This window comes from Noviherbaspirillum sp. (assembly GCF_035944575.1).
Taxonomy (GTDB): Bacteria; Pseudomonadota; Gammaproteobacteria; order Burkholderiales; family Burkholderiaceae_D; genus Noviherbaspirillum.
The window spans coordinates 42,101-58,083 of the sequence record NZ_DASZBA010000257.1; the positions used below are offsets into that span (position 1 = coordinate 42,101).

The 15,983-nt window shown below is 55.7% G+C and carries 17 protein-coding genes; 12 read left to right on the forward strand and 5 right to left on the reverse strand.

The genetic code is table 11. The annotated features are described in order from the left end of the window. Positions 1 to 11: 11 nt before the first annotated feature. The gene (gene lexA / locus VGU61_RS21100) at positions 12 to 674 is read right to left on the reverse strand and encodes a transcriptional repressor LexA (RefSeq protein WP_326861277.1); all 663 of its coding nucleotides are present in this window, start codon (positions 672 to 674) and stop codon (positions 12 to 14) included. A 235-nt stretch (positions 675 to 909) separates the two neighbouring features. On the opposite strand from lexA, the gene rpsF reads away from it, so the two are divergent. From rpsF to VGU61_RS21135, 7 genes are all read left to right on the forward strand, one after another. Then, a complete protein-coding gene (gene rpsF / locus VGU61_RS21105; RefSeq protein WP_326861278.1) occupies positions 910 to 1,278 on the forward strand; it encodes a 30S ribosomal protein S6 in 369 nt (122 codons plus the stop codon). Positions 1,279 to 1,305: 27 nt separating this feature from the next. Beyond that, a complete protein-coding gene (gene priB, locus VGU61_RS21110; protein WP_326861279.1) occupies positions 1,306 to 1,599 on the forward strand; it encodes a primosomal replication protein N in 294 nt (97 codons plus the stop codon). A gap of 23 nt (positions 1,600 to 1,622) precedes the next feature. Further along, a complete protein-coding gene (rpsR, locus tag VGU61_RS21115; RefSeq protein WP_326861281.1) occupies positions 1,623 to 1,907 on the forward strand; it encodes a 30S ribosomal protein S18 in 285 nt (94 codons plus the stop codon). Between the two features lie 26 nt (positions 1,908 to 1,933). Then, complete coding sequence (gene rplI / locus VGU61_RS21120) at positions 1,934 to 2,386, forward strand: 50S ribosomal protein L9 (RefSeq protein ID WP_326861282.1); 453 nt, start codon at positions 1,934 to 1,936, stop codon at positions 2,384 to 2,386. A gap of 153 nt (positions 2,387 to 2,539) precedes the next feature. Beyond that, positions 2,540 to 3,925, forward strand: a complete 1,386-nt coding sequence (locus VGU61_RS21125) for a replicative DNA helicase (protein ID WP_326861283.1) — start codon at positions 2,540 to 2,542, stop codon at positions 3,923 to 3,925. 90 nt (positions 3,926 to 4,015) lie between these two features. Continuing rightward, a complete protein-coding gene (locus VGU61_RS21130) occupies positions 4,016 to 4,642 on the forward strand; it encodes a DUF47 domain-containing protein (protein ID WP_326861284.1) in 627 nt (208 codons plus the stop codon). Between the two features lie 127 nt (positions 4,643 to 4,769). After that, entirely contained in the window at positions 4,770 to 5,777 is a 1,008-nt protein-coding gene (locus tag VGU61_RS21135) for an inorganic phosphate transporter (protein WP_326861285.1), read from the forward strand. A 95-nt stretch (positions 5,778 to 5,872) separates the two neighbouring features. Here VGU61_RS21135 and VGU61_RS21140 read toward each other — a convergent pair whose 3' ends face one another. The 3 genes from VGU61_RS21140 to VGU61_RS21150 all read right to left on the reverse strand — a co-directional run bounded on the left by VGU61_RS21140 (position 5,873) and on the right by VGU61_RS21150 (position 8,704). Then, a complete protein-coding gene (locus tag VGU61_RS21140) occupies positions 5,873 to 7,528 on the reverse strand; it encodes a PhoH family protein (protein ID WP_326861286.1) in 1,656 nt (551 codons plus the stop codon). Between the two features lie 214 nt (positions 7,529 to 7,742). Then, positions 7,743 to 8,219 carry a peroxiredoxin gene (locus VGU61_RS21145; RefSeq protein ID WP_414691674.1) on the reverse strand — a complete coding sequence of 159 codons (477 nt, stop codon included), beginning with the start codon at positions 8,217 to 8,219 and terminating at the stop codon, positions 7,743 to 7,745. A 98-nt stretch (positions 8,220 to 8,317) separates the two neighbouring features. Continuing rightward, positions 8,318 to 8,704 carry an Mth938-like domain-containing protein gene (locus tag VGU61_RS21150; RefSeq protein WP_326861339.1) on the reverse strand — a complete coding sequence of 129 codons (387 nt, stop codon included), beginning with the start codon at positions 8,702 to 8,704 and terminating at the stop codon, positions 8,318 to 8,320. A gap of 256 nt (positions 8,705 to 8,960) precedes the next feature. Between VGU61_RS21150 and VGU61_RS21155 the strand changes: the two genes are divergently transcribed. Beyond that, on the forward strand, positions 8,961 to 10,193 hold the full coding sequence (locus tag VGU61_RS21155) for a pyridoxal phosphate-dependent aminotransferase (RefSeq protein WP_326861288.1): 1,233 nt from the start codon (positions 8,961 to 8,963) through the stop codon (positions 10,191 to 10,193). A gap of 59 nt (positions 10,194 to 10,252) precedes the next feature. Beyond that, complete coding sequence (locus VGU61_RS21160) at positions 10,253 to 11,575, forward strand: homoserine dehydrogenase (RefSeq protein ID WP_326861289.1); 1,323 nt, start codon at positions 10,253 to 10,255, stop codon at positions 11,573 to 11,575. A 38-nt stretch (positions 11,576 to 11,613) separates the two neighbouring features. On the opposite strand, the gene VGU61_RS21165 is transcribed toward VGU61_RS21160, so the two are convergent. Then, positions 11,614 to 12,186: an XRE family transcriptional regulator gene (locus tag VGU61_RS21165; protein ID WP_326861290.1), complete on the reverse strand. Its 573-nt coding sequence runs from the start codon at positions 12,184 to 12,186 to the stop codon at positions 11,614 to 11,616. Positions 12,187 to 12,360: 174 nt separating this feature from the next. On the opposite strand from VGU61_RS21165, the gene kbl reads away from it, so the two are divergent. The 3 genes from kbl to VGU61_RS21180 are packed head-to-tail and all read left to right on the forward strand — an operon-like array spanning position 12,361 to position 15,951. Further along, complete coding sequence (gene kbl, locus VGU61_RS21170; RefSeq protein WP_326861291.1) at positions 12,361 to 13,569, forward strand: glycine C-acetyltransferase; 1,209 nt, start codon at positions 12,361 to 12,363, stop codon at positions 13,567 to 13,569. A gap of 9 nt (positions 13,570 to 13,578) precedes the next feature. Beyond that, complete coding sequence (locus tag VGU61_RS21175) at positions 13,579 to 14,550, forward strand: NAD-dependent epimerase/dehydratase family protein (RefSeq protein ID WP_326861292.1); 972 nt, start codon at positions 13,579 to 13,581, stop codon at positions 14,548 to 14,550. Between the two features lie 27 nt (positions 14,551 to 14,577). After that, a complete protein-coding gene (locus VGU61_RS21180) occupies positions 14,578 to 15,951 on the forward strand; it encodes an L-serine ammonia-lyase (protein ID WP_326861293.1) in 1,374 nt (457 codons plus the stop codon). Positions 15,952 to 15,983 lie beyond the last annotated feature (32 nt).

The window sequence follows — 15,983 nt, forward strand, 5'->3', positions numbered from 1 at the left end:
TAAATAGTTTCCTAGCCCCAAGCCCGAAGCAAACCAACCGCCAAGCCTTCTAGTGCGAAGTCGTCCTGGCCAGACGCAACCCGAATCGGTTTGAAGTCGGGATTTTCCGGCAGTAACTCGATGAGTGAGCCAGTTTTCTTGTAGCGTTTGACCGTAACCTCATCTCCGAGTCGCGCCACGACGATTTGACCGTTTTTGGCCGAATCCGCTTTTTTGACCGCCAACAAGTCACCATCCATGATTCCGATGTCGCGCATCGATAGGCCGCGTACCTTGAGCAGATAATCCGGCTTGGCAGGAAATAGGGAGGAGTCGACTGCATATGTTGCCTCGACGTGTTCCTGCGCCAGAATTGGCGAACCTGCCGCAACACGACCGATCAGTGGAAGGGTGAGTTGCATTATGGAAGCATGAGGAAGCGGCAGCTGCTGACCGGTGCGGTTTGGCGTCTCGCTTGCCGTCATGTCGAGCAAACGGATTCCACGAGAAGTGCCAGGGGAGATTTCGATGGCTCCTTTTCGTGCGAGTGCCTGCAGATGTTCTTCTGCTGCATTGGCAGAACGAAAGCCGAGTTCAGCGGCAATTTCTGCCCGGGTAGGCGGGAAGCCCGTATTGTTAATGGCTTCCTTGATCAGATTCAGGATTTGTTCTTGGCGTGCAGTAAGTTTAAGCATGGCCGTATAGCTTCCGGTAAGCGCTGTTTGTAATAACAGCCTGTATTTTTATACAGTACGCGCGGGTTTGCAAGCAACTTCGCAATTTCATTAATAATTACCTTTTGCACTTGATATAAGGCATTGAATGCATTGAAATTTAACGCATTTCGGGTTATTATCGCCGGCTTTCCTCTTCCCACACTCGTCTTGACGCCGGGGTGGGCGATTATTCAATCCGTCCTAAGGAGATTACATGCGTCATTATGAAATCGTATTTATCGTGCATCCTGATCAGAGCGAACAGGTGCCCGCAATGATCGAACGCTACAAAGGCATTGTCACAACACGCGGCGGCAAAGTACACCGTGTTGAAGACTGGGGTCGTCGCCAGATGGCTTACATGATCCAGAAGTTGGCCAAGGCTCACTATGTCTGCCTCAATATCGAATGCGACAGCGAAACGCTGACTGAAATCGAAACCGGCTTCAAATTCAATGACGCCGTTCTGCGTCATCTGACAGTCAAGATGAAGAAGGCTGAAACAGCACCTTCACCGATGATGAAGGCTGTCCAGAAGGAAGATGCAGTCAAGACTCAGCGAGCCGAGGCGCCTGCTGCTTAATTCGCGACGTATTACGGCTTGGGGAGCGTGAATCAGCTTTGCCTGATTGCCAATATTGCCGAACGCGACGTATTGCGTTACACCCCGGCAGGCATCCCGATCGTGTCGGCAAAACTGCTGCATGATTCGGAACAGGTTGAGGCGGGTGTACCCCGCTCGGTAACGTTTGAGATTACTGCGCTCGCCGCAGGTGAAATTTCTAGACGGTTTAACCAGGCGGAATTGGGCAAACCCTTTCTGTTCACCGGCTTTCTTGCACGTAAAAACCGCAACAGCAAAAGTCTCGTATTCCACATCGTCGATTTCGAGACCATTACATAGATCACTTGATACAGGAGCCAATCATGGCATTCGGTAAAAAATTCGATAAAAGCAAGCTCAAGCATAAGCGCCAACAGCAAAACCCGCTGTTCAAGCGCAAAAAATTCTGCCGTTTCACCGCTGCGCATGTGGAACAAGTGGATTACAAGGATGTAGACACGCTGAAGGACTTCGTCCAAGAAAACGGCAAAATCATGCCGGCACGTCTGACTGGCACCAAGGCACATTATCAGCGTCAAGTCGATACGGCCATCAAGCGCGCTCGTTACCTTGCGCTGCTGCCGTACACCGATCTGCACAACGCGTAATTAACGGCTTGAACTAGGAGAAAAACATGCAAGTCATTCTGTTGGAAAAAGTCGTTAATCTCGGCAATCTGGGTGAAGTCGTCCGTGTCAAGGATGGCTACGCTCGCAACTTTCTTATTCCGAAGCGCATGGCTCGTCGTGCTACAGCATCCGCAGTTGCGGAATTCGAAGCAAAACGCGCCGAACTTGAGAAGCTGGCAGGTGAAAAGCTTGCAGCCGCGCAAGCTCAAGGTGAAAAGCTGAATGGGTTGTCAGTCAAAGTCTCGCAGAAAGCAGGCGTTGATGGACGTCTGTTCGGTTCGGTGACTAACTACGACATCGCGGAAGCGTTGACCAAGCAAGGCTTTCCGGTTGAAAAGGCGCAGATCCGCATGCCGCAAGGTCCATTGAAGGTCGTGGGCGATCATGGCGTATCGGTTGCTCTTCACACGGACGTAGTTGTTGATGTGACTGTGTCGGTAGTTGGCGAACAAGCTTAAGCAATCGAAAGTCAGAAGCAAAAAAGCCGGGAATTCCCGGCTTTTTTGTTGACAACCTGTAAAATATTTCCAATGTTGCAGCACGGAAAAATGTCTTCAATATTCCGCCCTTTCCAACTCTTGGCGGCAGGGTGAGCAGGTATAATTCGCGCCATGAACAACCGCGCCGACCCGCAACTCGAATCACTACGTGTACCGCCACATTCCATCGAGGCAGAACAGTCCGTTCTCGGCGGACTCCTACTGGATAACGCGGCGTGGGACCGCATCGCCGACTTCGTGCGCGATGATGATTTTTACCGCTACGATCATCGGATCATCTTTCAGCATATCGTCAAGCTGATCAATAACACTAAGCCAGCGGATGTCATTACCGTGTTCGAAGCCCTGTCCAGTTCTGGCAAGGCAGAAGAAGTCGGCGGCTTGTCTTACCTGAATGCGCTGGCCCAGAATACGCCATCCGCAGCCAACATTCGCCGCTATGCAGAAATCGTTCGAGATCGCGGCGTCTTGCGCAAGCTCATTACCGTTTCCGATGAGATTTCCGGCCAAGCTTTCAACCCGCAGGGCAAAGAAGTCAAACAGTTGCTGGATGAAGCAGAGTCGAAGATTTTTGCTATTGCGGAAGAGGGCGCGCGAGGTGCGCAAGGATTCCAGGAGATCCAGCCGCTGTTAACCCAAGTCGTCGAACGCATTGACGAGCTTTACAACCGGGATAACCAAAACGAGATCACCGGTGTGCCAACCGGCTTTGCTGACCTGGACCGCATGACCTCCGGCCTGCAACCGGGCGATTTGGTTATCGTCGCGGGCCGTCCTTCGATGGGCAAGACAGCCTTTTCCATCAACATCGGCGAAAATGTCGCGATCGAAAGTGGATTGCCGGTAGCCGTGTTCTCCATGGAGATGGGTGGTACCCAGCTAGCCATGCGTATGCTCGGTTCGGTTGGACGTCTCGATCAGCATCGGCTGCGCACCGGACGATTGGTCGACGAGGACTGGCCGCGGCTGACACATGCGATTCAGAAAATGAACGATGCGCAGTTGTATATTGATGAAACCCCCGCGCTGAGTTCAATTGAATTGCGCGCCCGCTCGCGTCGCCTGTCACGTCAATGTGGCAAGCTTGGGTTGATCATCATCGACTACCTGCAGTTGATGTCCGCCAATTCGGCCGGCGAAAACCGGGCGACTGAGATTTCAGAAATTTCACGAAACCTGAAAGGCTTGGCAAAGGAGCTGAATTGCCCGGTCATCGCGTTATCACAGCTGAACCGCTCGCTCGAACAGCGGCCCAACAAGCGCCCGGTGATGTCGGACTTGCGTGAGTCCGGCGCTATCGAACAGGACGCCGACGTGATTCTGTTCATTTACCGTGACGAAGTGTACAACCCGGATTCGCAGGACAAGGGTACGGCTGAGATTATCATCGGTAAGCAGCGTAACGGCCCGATTGGCACTGTGCGGCTGACATTCCTTGGCCAATACACGAAGTTCGACAATTACACCGGCGGCCAGGCGATTTTCGGCGGCGAATAGCGATCGGTAACCGGCTCTCCGGCAACGGCCTGGTTTGAGCGGACAGCAACCGCGCGGCAGACAAATATATCAACTTGAGAGAGTGCTTCCATGTTTGGACGATTGATGCCCACCGAGGGCAAATTCTTTGACCTGTTTGTTCAGCACGCCGACCTTTGCGTAAAGGGCGCCAAGGAAATGGTGGCGTTGATGACGAACTTCGACGACCTGGAAAATCGTGTGCATGCAATCGAAGGCATTGAGAAGCAAGCCGACAAGGTGACCCACCATACGCTCGACTTGTTGCACAAGACGTTCATTACTCCGCTCGACCGCGATGACATCCATCAATTGATTACGCGGATGGATGACATCCTCGATTTACTTGAAGACGCAGCCCAGACCATTTCTCTGTACGACATCAAGGCGATCACTCCGGAAGCCAAGCGCCTGGCCGAACTCTGCCTGGGTTGCACGGAAAAGGTGAAGGCAGCGGTGTCGCTCCTGAGCAACATGGACAACTCCAGCCAGATCCTGCTTATCTGCGAAGAAATCGACCGGCTGGAATCCGATGCCGATCATGTAATGCGCGCGGCCATGTCCAAGCTGTTTCGTGATGAGCCGGACGTGCGCAATTTGATCAAGCTGAAAGCGATTTACGAAATTCTGGAAACGGTCACCGACCGCTGCGAAGACGTTGCCAATATCATCGAAGGCATCATCGTGGAAAACGCGTGAAGAGTCTCGACTGGTAACGCACACATGTCGCGGAGCGGCCAGAGACCTTTATTTCCATCCAGGTCGTTCGCCGGGAGGTCCGCACATTATGAATTCGTAAGATTCAAATCAGAATAAGACATTACTCATGAATACCCTCGAGATCAGTATCTACACGCTTGCTTTTCTGATTGCATTGGCCCTGGTTTTCGACTTCATGAATGGTTTTCATGACGCAGCCAACGCGATTGCAACTGTTGTTTCCACGGGGGTTCTCAAGCCTCAGACTGCGGTGGCAATGGCGGCATTCTTCAATGTCATTGCAATTTTCTTTTTTCAGCTCAAGGTGGCAACAACCGTCGGAAAAGGAACAATCGATCCGGCGTTCGTCGATCACTACGTCGTGTTCGGCGCGCTGGTGGGCGCAATATTCTGGAACGTGTTGACGTGGTACTACGGCATTCCTTCATCATCGTCCCATGCGCTGATCGGTGGCCTGGTTGGAGCCGCAGTCGCAAAGGCTGGCACTGGCGCACTGATCGCGTCCGGGTTGCTCAAAACCATTTCCTTCATCGTGCTCTCCCCGCTGCTTGGCTTTATTTTCGGCTCGATCATGATGGTGCTGGTGTCATGGATCTTTGTCAGATCTACACCGCGCAGGGTGGACAAGTGGTTCCGGCGCATGCAGCTGGTGTCGGCTTCGATGTACAGCCTTGGCCATGGCGGCAATGATGCGCAAAAGACCATGGGCATCATCTGGATGCTGCTGATTGCCGCCGGATATAGCACGGCCGACTCGGCTTTGCCCTGGTGGGTGATTATCAGCTGCTATGCTGCGATCGGACTCGGCACCTTGTTCGGAGGCTGGCGCATCGTGAAGACGATGGGGCAAAAGATCACGAAGCTCAAGCCGGTTGGTGGATTTTGTGCGGAGACAGGTGGCGCTATCACCTTGTTTCTTGCAACCGGGTTGGGTATTCCAGTATCAACGACGCATACGATCACCGGTGCTATTGTCGGTGTCGGATCCTCCAAGAAAATGTCGGCAGTGCGGTGGGGAGTTGCAGGCAATATTGTCTGGGCATGGGTATTGACCATTCCTGCATCAGCGTTCATCGCGGCGGTATCCTGGTGGATCGGTACGCAGTTGTTCTAGGAAACTACCGGCCGACGCTACAAGCAACCAATAAAAAAGCCTGCATTGCGATGCAGGCTTTTTTGTTTTACCGGCTTGAAGCGGTTTCTTTCCCGTCAAAGCACTTCGCTGGCATGATCGGCCAAACGTGAGCGTTCACCGCGTGCCAACGTGACATGTCCGCTATGTGACCAGCCTTTGAATCGGTCGACCACATAAGTCAGGCCGCTCGAGCCTTCTGTCAGATAGGGCGTATCGATCTGGGCAATATTGCCGAGACAGATGATCTTCGTTCCGGGGCCTGCACGCGTCACCAGTGTTTTGATCTGTTTCGGCGTCAGGTTTTGCGCCTCGTCGATGATCAGAAACTTGTTGACGAAGGTCCGGCCGCGCATGAAGTTGAGCGACTTGATCTTGATGCGGGAGCGGATCAGGTCCTGCGTCGCCGCACGTCCCCATTCGCCACCGTCGGTATCGGATTTATTGAGTACTTCCAGATTGTCGTCGAAGGCGCCCATCCACGGAGACATCTTCTCCTCTTCAGTGCCGGGCAGGAAGCCGATGTCCTCGCCGACAGGTACGGTCACGCGTGTAACGATGATTTCGTTATACAGCTTGGTTTCCAAGACCTGCGCCAGGCCCGCGGCCAAGGCAAGCAATGTCTTGCCAGTGCCTGCCTGCCCCAGCAATGTGACGAAATCGCATTCAGGATTCATCAACAGGTTCAGCGCAAAATTTTGCTCGCGGTTACGTGCGGTGATTCCCCAAACGCTATTCTTGGCATGCGTATAGTCGCGCAGCGTTTGCAAGACTGCTGTCTTGCCGTTGATCTGCTTGACCTGGCCATAGAAGGGCGCTTCGCCGTTATTGGGTTCCAGGTGAACGAACTGATTCACGAGGAACGAGGGTACTGTCGGTCCAGTCAATCGGTAGAAGGTATAGCCTGTACCGTTCTTGTTCTCCTGCCAGGACTCCATGCCTTTTCCGTGCCGGTTCCAGAAATCATCGGGCAATTGCAGAATGCCCGAATACAGCAGGTCGGTGTCTTCAAGGACATGGTCATTGAAATACTCTTCGGCAGGCAGGCCCATTGCGCGTGCCTTGATGCGCATATTGATGTCTTTCGACACCAGAACGATCGGACGTCCCGGAAACTGCTCGCCCAGTGCCCGCACTACGCCAAGAATCTGATTGTCCGCCTTGCCGACCGGCAGGCCTTCCGGCAACGTAGTGTTCTGCAGCTTGGTTTGGAAAAACAGGCGGCCTTTCGCATCCTTGTTGCCGAGCTTTGACAACAGGATGCCGTCCTCGATATCGTTTTCACCTACGTCCGCGACCAGGGCGTCGAGCGAACGGGAAACCTGCCGCGCATTTCGTGCGACCTCGGACATGCCCTTTTTATGGTTGTCCAGTTCTTCGAGCGTCATCATCGGCAGATAGACATCATGCTCTTCGAAGCGGAACAGGGAAGTGGGATCGTGCATGAGCACATTGGTATCGAGCACAAACAGCTTGGTAACGCCCATCTTGTCGGCGACGCGGCTGGTGTTTGACTTGATCACGCTATCCACAGACTTCGGCGCGGCGCGCTGTTTCGTGGCAATGGCTTTTTCGCTTGTCTTGGCGCGCGCTTTCGGCGCAACTTCTGCTTCTTGTGGAGCCGATTCGACAAGGCTCATGACGGGTTTGACGGACTTGCCTTTTTCTGCCTTGGGATATTCGCTAGGTGAGAGCAGTACAGCGGGTTTGGTCGGTATTTTGGGCAGTGGCATCAGGACCTCAATATGAAAAATTTCGGGATGTACAACTTGAGATTACCAACGGGGTGAAACAGGGATGAAAAGTTGTGGAAAACAATAGGAGGGATGGATCGAAACGCAGAAAGGCAGGCCTTAAAAATAAAAAAGCCGTTCTGGAGGGTGCTATACCCTTTCCACGAACGGCTTTTTTCAACGAATGGATTTCTATGTTCAATGGGTTATGCAACTACGGCAAAGCCTTCACAAATTCAAGCACTTCATCGACATGCCCAGGCACTTTCACTCCACGCCATTCTTTCACCAATTTGCCGGACCCGTCAATGATAAATGTCGACCGTTCGACGCCGCGAACTTGCTTGCCATACATGTTTTTCATATTCATGACATCAAACAAATTGCATAACTCCTCATCGGGGTCTGAAATCAGCTGGAAGGGCAATTCCAGCTTGGACTTGAATCCGTCATGGGAACGAATGCTGTCGCGGCTGATGCCGATTATCTCCGTATTTGCGGATTGGAACTCGGAATACAAGTCCCGAAACCGCAAACTCTCCGTGGTGCATCCAGGCGTATTGTCCTTGGGATAAAAATACAGGACCAACTTTTTGCCGAGATAGTCCGAAAGCTTGAAAGTATGGTCGCCGGTCATGGGACCCGAAAATTCCGGGACGGCACTATTCAGTGCCAGTGAACGATCTGCCAAGTTATTCTCCTGATCCATTGTAGTTTTTCTTGCCCTGTCGCGCGGCGGCAAATAGTAATTTGGCTATTCTATGTGGATTCGAATTCCAACGGTGCTATTCAGGCGGCCAAAGAGCGTTCAAAGATCAATGCAAGCGCGACTTTGCGGCCTTCCGCCATCAGGATGTTATACGTCCGGCATGCCGCCTGATTGTCCATGCATTCCACGCCGACCCTGCGCGAGGTAAGGGGGGCGGTGAGTTTAGGATGCACGAAGCGCTGGCGATCGCCGGTGCCCAGTATGACCACCTCGGGCATGGCTGCATCGATCTGCTTGAAATCGTCGATGGTAAGTGTTTCGAACGACATGGGTGGCCAGGCAACCGGTGCGGTTTCCGGCATGACCAGCAGGCTGTATTCAAAACGGATGGCATTGATTTCCACGCCGCCTTGGTCATAGGCCGTCACGGTTTGATAATGCTGGGTTGAAGTGGTATGCAGTTTCATGGCAAAAATGGTGCCGAGCACGCAAGAGATTGGTTTCGCCGCATGGCCGGAAGGCGATGTTCTATGTCTGATACGACAGGGGGACGGGCTTGAAATTCCTGCAATGAAGCGAAAAAGATGCCGCATTGTAGCGCTTTCAATGGCTTGCAAGGACACTATGCATTGATAAAACGGGTTGCTTTCGGCAAAATGAACCCCTTTTGGCGGTGCAGCATTGCATCCCCAAGTATTCCATCGACGATAAGGGATTGCACACGTGCGACCGATTCAGAAATCAAAAAAACTGGCAGACGTCTGCTACGACATCCGCGGGCCGGTGCTGGAAAAGGCCAAGCAGATGGAGGAAGAGGGGCACAAGATCATCAAGCTGAATATCGGCAATCTTGCCGTCTTCGGCTTCGATGCGCCGGACGAGATCGTGCACGACATGATCATCAACATGTCCAATGCCTCCGGTTATACGGACTCCAAGGGCATGTTTGCGCCGCGCAAGGCGATCATGCACTACACCCAGGAAAAGCATATCGCCGGGGTCACGATTGACGACATTTACATCGGTAACGGCGCATCCGAACTGATCGTGATGGGCATGAATGCCTTGCTCAACACCGGCGACGAAGTGCTGGTGCCGGCACCGGACTATCCTCTGTGGACCGCCGCGGTCAGTTTGTCAGGCGGCAAGCCGGTGCACTACGTCTGCGACGAAGCGGCAGACTGGTTTCCGGATATCGAAGACATCAAGAGGAAGATTACCCCGAATACCAAAGCCATCGTCGTCATCAATCCAAATAACCCGACCGGCGCACTGTATCCGGTCGAACTGTTGCGGGAAATCGTTGACCTTGCTCGCAAGCACCAGCTGATCGTGTTTGCCGACGAAATCTACGACAAGACCTTGTACGACGGCGCCACGCATACCTCGATCGCATCATTGGCGGACGATGTGCTCTTCCTGACGTTGAACGGCCTGTCGAAAAATTACCGTTCTTGTGGTTATCGGGCAGGCTGGATGGTGGTGTCGGGCGAGAAGAAGCACGCGAAGGATTACATCGAGGGGCTGAACATGCTGGCCTCGATGCGGCTGTGCGCGAATGCCCCAGGCCAGTATGCGATCCAGACCGCGTTGGGTGGCTACCAGAGCATCAACGATCTGGTCGGGCCCGGCGGCAGGTTGCTTAAACAGCGCGATCTCGCGCACAAGCTGCTGACGGACATTCCTGGTGTAACCTGTGTCAAACCGAAGTCGGCGCTGTACATGTTTCCGAAACTTGACCCCAACATGTATCCGATCGCGGATGACCAGCAATTTGCTTATGAGCTGCTGGCCGAGGAAAAGGTGCTGATCGTGCAAGGCACCGGATTCAACTGGATGTCGCCCGATCACTTCCGTGTGGTTTTCCTTCCCAATTCCGACGACCTTACCGAGGCATTCGGGCGCATCGCGCGCTTCCTCGACGGCTATCGCAGGCGTTACAGCAAGGCGGCGTAGGCACCGTATTATGTGACGCGCGGCATCTGCCAATCAAAGCAATCAACTTTCCAGACCATATGAAACCCATCAAAGTAGGCTTACTCGGGATCGGCACTGTCGGATCCGGCACGTTCAACGTACTGAAACGCAACCAGGAGGAAATCATGCGCCGCGCCGGTCGCGGCATCGTCATTACGATGGTCGCCGATCTGAACACCGCGCGCGCCAAGGAACTGACGAACGGCGAATGCGAAGTGGTCAACGACGCCAATCTGGTGGTGAACAGCCCGGATGTCGATATCGTGATCGAGCTCATCGGCGGCTACGGCATTGCCAAGGATCTGGTGATGAAGGCGATTGCCAACGGTAAGCATGTGGTGACAGCCAATAAGGCATTGCTGGCAACCCACGGCAACGAAATTTTCAAGGCTGCGCAGGAAAAAGGCGTCATGGTGGCGTTTGAAGCGGCGGTCGCCGGCGGCATTCCGATCATCAAGGCGTTACGCGAAGGTTTAACTGCGAACCGGGTCCAGTGGATTGCCGGCATCATCAATGGCACCACCAACTTCATCCTGTCCGAGATGCGGGACAAGGGACTGGATTTCAGCGTGGTCCTGAAAGAAGCGCAGCGTCTCGGCTATGCGGAAGCAGATCCGACCTTCGACATCGAAGGCGTGGACGCGGCGCACAAGGCGACCATCATGTCGGCGATTGCTTTCGGTATTCCGGTGCAGTTCGACAAGGCGCACGTGGAAGGCATCACCAGCCTGCAGTCGACCGATATCCAGTATGCCGAGCAGCTCGGCTACCGCATCAAATTGCTTGGCATTGCCAAGCGCACCGAAGTCAACGGCCAGGCCGGCATTGAATTGCGGGTCCATCCGACGCTGATTCCTGCCAAGCGCTTGATCGCCAATGTCGAAGGGGCGATGAATGCGGTGCTGGTGCAGGGCGATGCAGTAGGTGCGACCTTGTATTACGGCAAAGGGGCTGGTTCGGAACCGACTGCATCCGCCGTCATCGCCGACTTGGTGGACATCACCCGCCTGGCGACCGCCGATCCGGAACACCGGGTGCCGCATCTGGCATTTCAGCCACATGCGATGACGGATATTCCGATTGTGCCGATGGCGGAAGTAGTGACCAGCTATTACCTGCGCATGCAGGTGGCCGATCAGCCTGGCGTGTTGGCCGATATCACCCGCATCCTCGCAGATTCGTCGATTTCCATTGACGCGATGCTGCAGAAGGAACCGGCCGAGGGCGAAACCCAGACCGACATCATCATGCTGACGCACCAGGCACGTGAAAAGCATGTCAATGCCGCAATTGGCAAGATCGAGGCGCTGTCGACCGTGGTCAGCAAGGTAACCAGGATCCGCCTCGAGCAGCTGGCCTGATCAGAGCCGCTTTACATGTCGGTGGTCATCGATCCATATCATCGGTGGATGACCACCAGTAAGCCTTTTGCTTCTGTCTTCCCAGTATTGCGGATCGCATGATCGCGATCCGCCTGGTACCGCGCGGTTGCGCCGCTCTTCAATTTCTTCTTGATACCTGCCACTTCCAGTTCCAGACTGCCGTGCGTGACGGTCAGGTGTTCCATGGTGCCCGGATCATGTGAATTCGAGATCAGGGCACCGTCCGGCGCCAGTGTCAGTTCATACCATTCATATTTCCCCGCAAGTTCCATCGGCCCAAGGATGCGCAAGACATAGCCGGAGTGGGTTCCCGGCAATGTCGGCGTCTCATGGGGCTCGACAATTCTCACCGTCTCCTCCTCCCTGGCTTCCCCGGCAAGTAATTCCTGAATGCCGATGCCAAGCGCATTGGCGAGTCGCCAGGCAACCGCAATCGTCGGATTCGCTTTCTCGCGTTCAATCTGGGACAGCATGGATTTCGACACGCCTGCGGCACGGGACAAGTCTTCCAGTGTCAAACCACGTTTCTGACGGATCTGCAGCAGAGTCGCGCCAACGTCGGGGGGCGCACTGGGGGGCGATGCTTTCATTTTTGTCCTTGCAAACTCGATCGGGGGCGAATAGTATTCAATATATTGAAAGCAAGTTCGATATAGTGAAATTTTGAGGATTTGATTAATTATATTGAACGTATCCTAGCAGAAGCAGCCAACGCGAAACCACCCCGGTTGGCCGTTTCAACTTAAATCCAAAAGGATGTTGCTATGGAAAAACGCGATGCGGCAGCAGAGTTTCACCATCGACTTGCCGGCGATCTGCAAAATTTGCGGGAAAACGGGCTGTTCAAGCTTGAGCGGGTCATTGCTTCCCCACAGGGCGCCACGGTGCAATCCGACGACGGCAGGACGCTCATCAATCTTTGTGCAAACAACTATCTCGGCCTGTCGGGCGACAGCCAGCTTGCGCATGCCGCAATCCGCGCAATCGAGCGGTATGGTTATGGCTTATCGTCAGTTCGGTTTATCTGTGGCACCCAGACCGTTCACAAGCAACTCGAACGCGCACTTGCCGAATTTCTAGGCATGGAAGACAGCATCCTGTACGCCGCGGCCTTCGACGCGAATGGCGGCTTGTTCGAGCCGCTCTTCGACGAGGAAGACGCCATCATTTCCGATGCACTTAACCATGCATCGATCATCGACGGCATACGACTGTGCAAGGCGGCCCGTTACCGTTATCAGCACAATGATATGAACGATCTCGAAACGCAGTTGCAGGCGGCGGCCGGCAAGCGTCATAGGCTGATCGTGACGGACGGCGTATTTTCGATGGACGGAACGATTGCCCAACTCGACCGGATCTGCGATCTGGCGTACCGGTACGACGCCCTGGTGATGATCGACGAGTCGCACGCATCCGGCTTCATGGGGCCGAACGGACGGGGCACGCATGAACATCACCGCGTGATGGGGCGCATCGACATCATCACCGGTACGCTCGGCAAGGCGCTCGGCGGTGCGATGGGTGGTTTTACCGCGGCACGCCGCGAAGTGATCGAGACCCTGCGCCAAAAATCACGACCCTACCTGTTTTCCAATTCACTCGCGCCTGCGATCGCCGGCGCGTCGTTGTCGGTGCTGGAACGCCTGTCGTCATCGAGCGAACTGCGGGACCGGTTGCATGACAACACCCGCTATTTCCGCGCTGCGGTTACGGAACTCGGCTTCACCATCAAGCCCGGCACGCATCCGGTGGTTCCGGTGATGCTTTTCGACGCCCCCCTGGCCCAGCGCTTCGCGCAAAAACTGTACGCGCTTGGCGTGCTGGTGAGCGGATTCTTTTATCCGGTGGTGCCGATGGGGCAGGCGCGCGTGCGTGTGCAGTTGTCCGCCGCGCATACCCGCGAACAATTGGATAGCGCATTGGCGGCATTCAGGCAGGCGGGTGACGAACTAGGCCTGCTTGCAAAATAGGAGAGGGCAATGGAAAAAATCCTCATCATCGGTGCGAATGGCCAGATCGGCAGCGAATTGTTCGATGCCCTTGCAGGCAGGTACGGGCAGGCCAACGTCATCGCGGCGGACATCAGCCCGAACAGCCTGTTCGGTGCGCCATCCTACGAATGCCTCGACGTGCTGGATGCAGGACATGTCGCACAGGTCATCGAGCAGTACGACATCACGCAGGTGTATCAGCTTGCGGCGCTGCTGTCGGTCACCGGCGAGCAGGCGCCATTGAAGGCGTGGACGCTGAACATGAACGGCTTGCTCAATATCCTGGAGATCGCCCGCGAACGGCGTCAGGCTGGCAAGCCGCTCAAGGTGTTCTGGCCGTCATCGATCGCCGCCTTCGGTCCGCACACACCCGCCGTCGATACGCCGCAGCTTGCGGTGATGGACCCGACGACCATCTACGGCATCAGCAAGCAGGCGGGCGAGCGTCTCTGCGAGTATTACTTCAGCAAGTTCGGAGTCGATGTACGCAGCATCCGCTATCCCGGCATCATCAGCTACAAATCCCCTCCGGGCGGCGGTACGACCGACTATGCGATTGCCATGCTGGTCGCCGCCAGACGAGGCGAGCGCTATGTCTGTTATCTGAGGGCGGATACCATTTTGCCGATGATCTACATGCCCGATGCGATCCGCGCCACCATCGAGTTGATGGAAGCGCCGTCCGAAAATATCCGGGTCCGGTCGTCCTACAACATCGCGGGCTTGAGCTTTAGTCCGGCTGAGCTGGTACGCGCCATCACATCGCGCGTGGCGGGATTCGAGGTCGATTATGCGCCTGACGACAGGCAGGCAATCGCCGATACGTGGCCGCACAGCCTGGACGACACCCATGCCCGCGCCGATTGGGGCTGGCATGCGGCCACCGGCCTCGATGCCCTGGTGGCCGACATGCTGCGGAACCTTTCCCCGGCCGCCGGAAAGCTGCATCGCGTGGCGTAGCCGTCACTGAACCGCAAGGATCCGTTCATGGATATGCGTGTATTCGACCTGTTCAAGGTCGGCATTGGTCCCTCCAGTTCGCATACCGTTGGCCCGATGCTCGCGGCGCGGCGGTTTCTGAACGAATGCGCATCGCTCACAGATGCCAGGTCCGTCACGGCGGAGTTGTTCGGCTCGCTGGCGCTGACAGGGGCCGGACACGCGACGGACAGGGCAATATTGCTTGGCATGTCCGGGGAATTGCCGGACAGGATCGAGCCGGAAACCATCGAACCGAAACTGGCCGAAATCACCGCCAGCAGGACGGTGCGCCTGCTTGGCCGTTATCCGGTGCCGTTCGACGTTGAACGTGACTTGATCTGGCACCGGCAACAGACGCTGCCCGGTCATCCCAACGGCATGCGGTTCACCCTCACACGGCAGGATGGCAGCTCGCATCAACGGGTTTTTTACTCCACGGGCGGCGGCTTCATCCATGCGGAAGATGAAACCGGTACCGCGGACACAGGTGGGCCCCGCGATCTTCCTTTTCCTTTCGACGACATGGCCGGACTGCTTGCCCATGGCAGGAGAACGGGACTCGGCATTGCCGGAATGCTGCGCGCCAACGAATGCGCGCATGCAGCCGGCGATGCGCTGGACGCGGGTCTCGATCGCATCTGGGAGGTCATGAACGCCTGCATCGAGCGCGGTCTGAGCAGGCAAGGAGAACTCCCTGGCGGCCTGAACGTAAGGCGTCGAGCAGCCGCGCTCTGGCGCACGGCGCAGGACGATGCGCCGGGCCTTCCGCATGACGCGATTCACAAGGTCAGCCTTTACGCCATGGCGGTCAATGAAGAAAACGCCGCGGGTGGGCGGGTCGTCACCGCCCCGACCAATGGCGCCGCAGGAATCATCCCTGCAGTGCTGCGCTACTACGCGCTCGATTGCCGGCCGGCTGACCCGGTCAACGGGATCCGGGATTTTCTCCTGGCCGCATCGGCTGTCGGCATGCTCTGCAAGCGCAATGCTTCCATATCCGGCGCGGAGGTGGGCTGCCAGGGCGAGGTCGGCGTGGCCTGTGCGATGGCGGCCGCCGGACTCGCGGCCGCTCTCGGCGGCACCAATGACCAGATCGAAGCGGCGGCCGAAATCGGCATTGAACATCATCTCGGGATGACCTGCGACCCGATCGGCGGCCTGGTGCAAATTCCCTGCATCGAGCGCAACGGAATGGGAGCCGTCAAGGCGATCACCGCCGCATCCCTGGCCCTGAGCGGCGACGGCATGCACCACGTCAGCCTTGACCAGGTGATCGAAACGATGCGTCAGACTGGCGCCGACATGCAGGAAAAGTACAAGGAAACCTCGCTCGGCGGCCTCGCGGTGCATGTCATTTCCGTCAACCACCCGGCCTGCTGAGCTGCGACCGCCGGGCAGGCGGAGGGTATAAT

Coding starts and splice junctions, on each gene's coding strand:
- lexA (WP_326861277.1), bottom strand. CDS start 674: ATGCTTAAACTTACTGCACGCCAAGAACAAATCCTGAATCTGATCAAG.
- rpsF (WP_326861278.1), top strand. CDS start 910: ATGCGTCATTATGAAATCGTATTTATCGTGCATCCTGATCAGAGCGAA.
- rpsR (WP_326861281.1), top strand. CDS start 1,623: ATGGCATTCGGTAAAAAATTCGATAAAAGCAAGCTCAAGCATAAGCGC.
- rplI (WP_326861282.1), top strand. CDS start 1,934: ATGCAAGTCATTCTGTTGGAAAAAGTCGTTAATCTCGGCAATCTGGGT.
- VGU61_RS21125 (WP_326861283.1), top strand. CDS start 2,540: ATGAACAACCGCGCCGACCCGCAACTCGAATCACTACGTGTACCGCCA.
- VGU61_RS21130 (WP_326861284.1), top strand. CDS start 4,016: ATGTTTGGACGATTGATGCCCACCGAGGGCAAATTCTTTGACCTGTTT.
- VGU61_RS21135 (WP_326861285.1), top strand. CDS start 4,770: ATGAATACCCTCGAGATCAGTATCTACACGCTTGCTTTTCTGATTGCA.
- VGU61_RS21140 (WP_326861286.1), bottom strand. CDS start 7,528: ATGCCACTGCCCAAAATACCGACCAAACCCGCTGTACTGCTCTCACCT.
- VGU61_RS21150 (WP_326861339.1), bottom strand. CDS start 8,704: ATGAAACTGCATACCACTTCAACCCAGCATTATCAAACCGTGACGGCC.
- VGU61_RS21160 (WP_326861289.1), top strand. CDS start 10,253: ATGAAACCCATCAAAGTAGGCTTACTCGGGATCGGCACTGTCGGATCC.
- VGU61_RS21165 (WP_326861290.1), bottom strand. CDS start 12,186: ATGAAAGCATCGCCCCCCAGTGCGCCCCCCGACGTTGGCGCGACTCTG.
- kbl (WP_326861291.1), top strand. CDS start 12,361: ATGGAAAAACGCGATGCGGCAGCAGAGTTTCACCATCGACTTGCCGGC.
- VGU61_RS21175 (WP_326861292.1), top strand. CDS start 13,579: ATGGAAAAAATCCTCATCATCGGTGCGAATGGCCAGATCGGCAGCGAA.
- VGU61_RS21180 (WP_326861293.1), top strand. CDS start 14,578: ATGGATATGCGTGTATTCGACCTGTTCAAGGTCGGCATTGGTCCCTCC.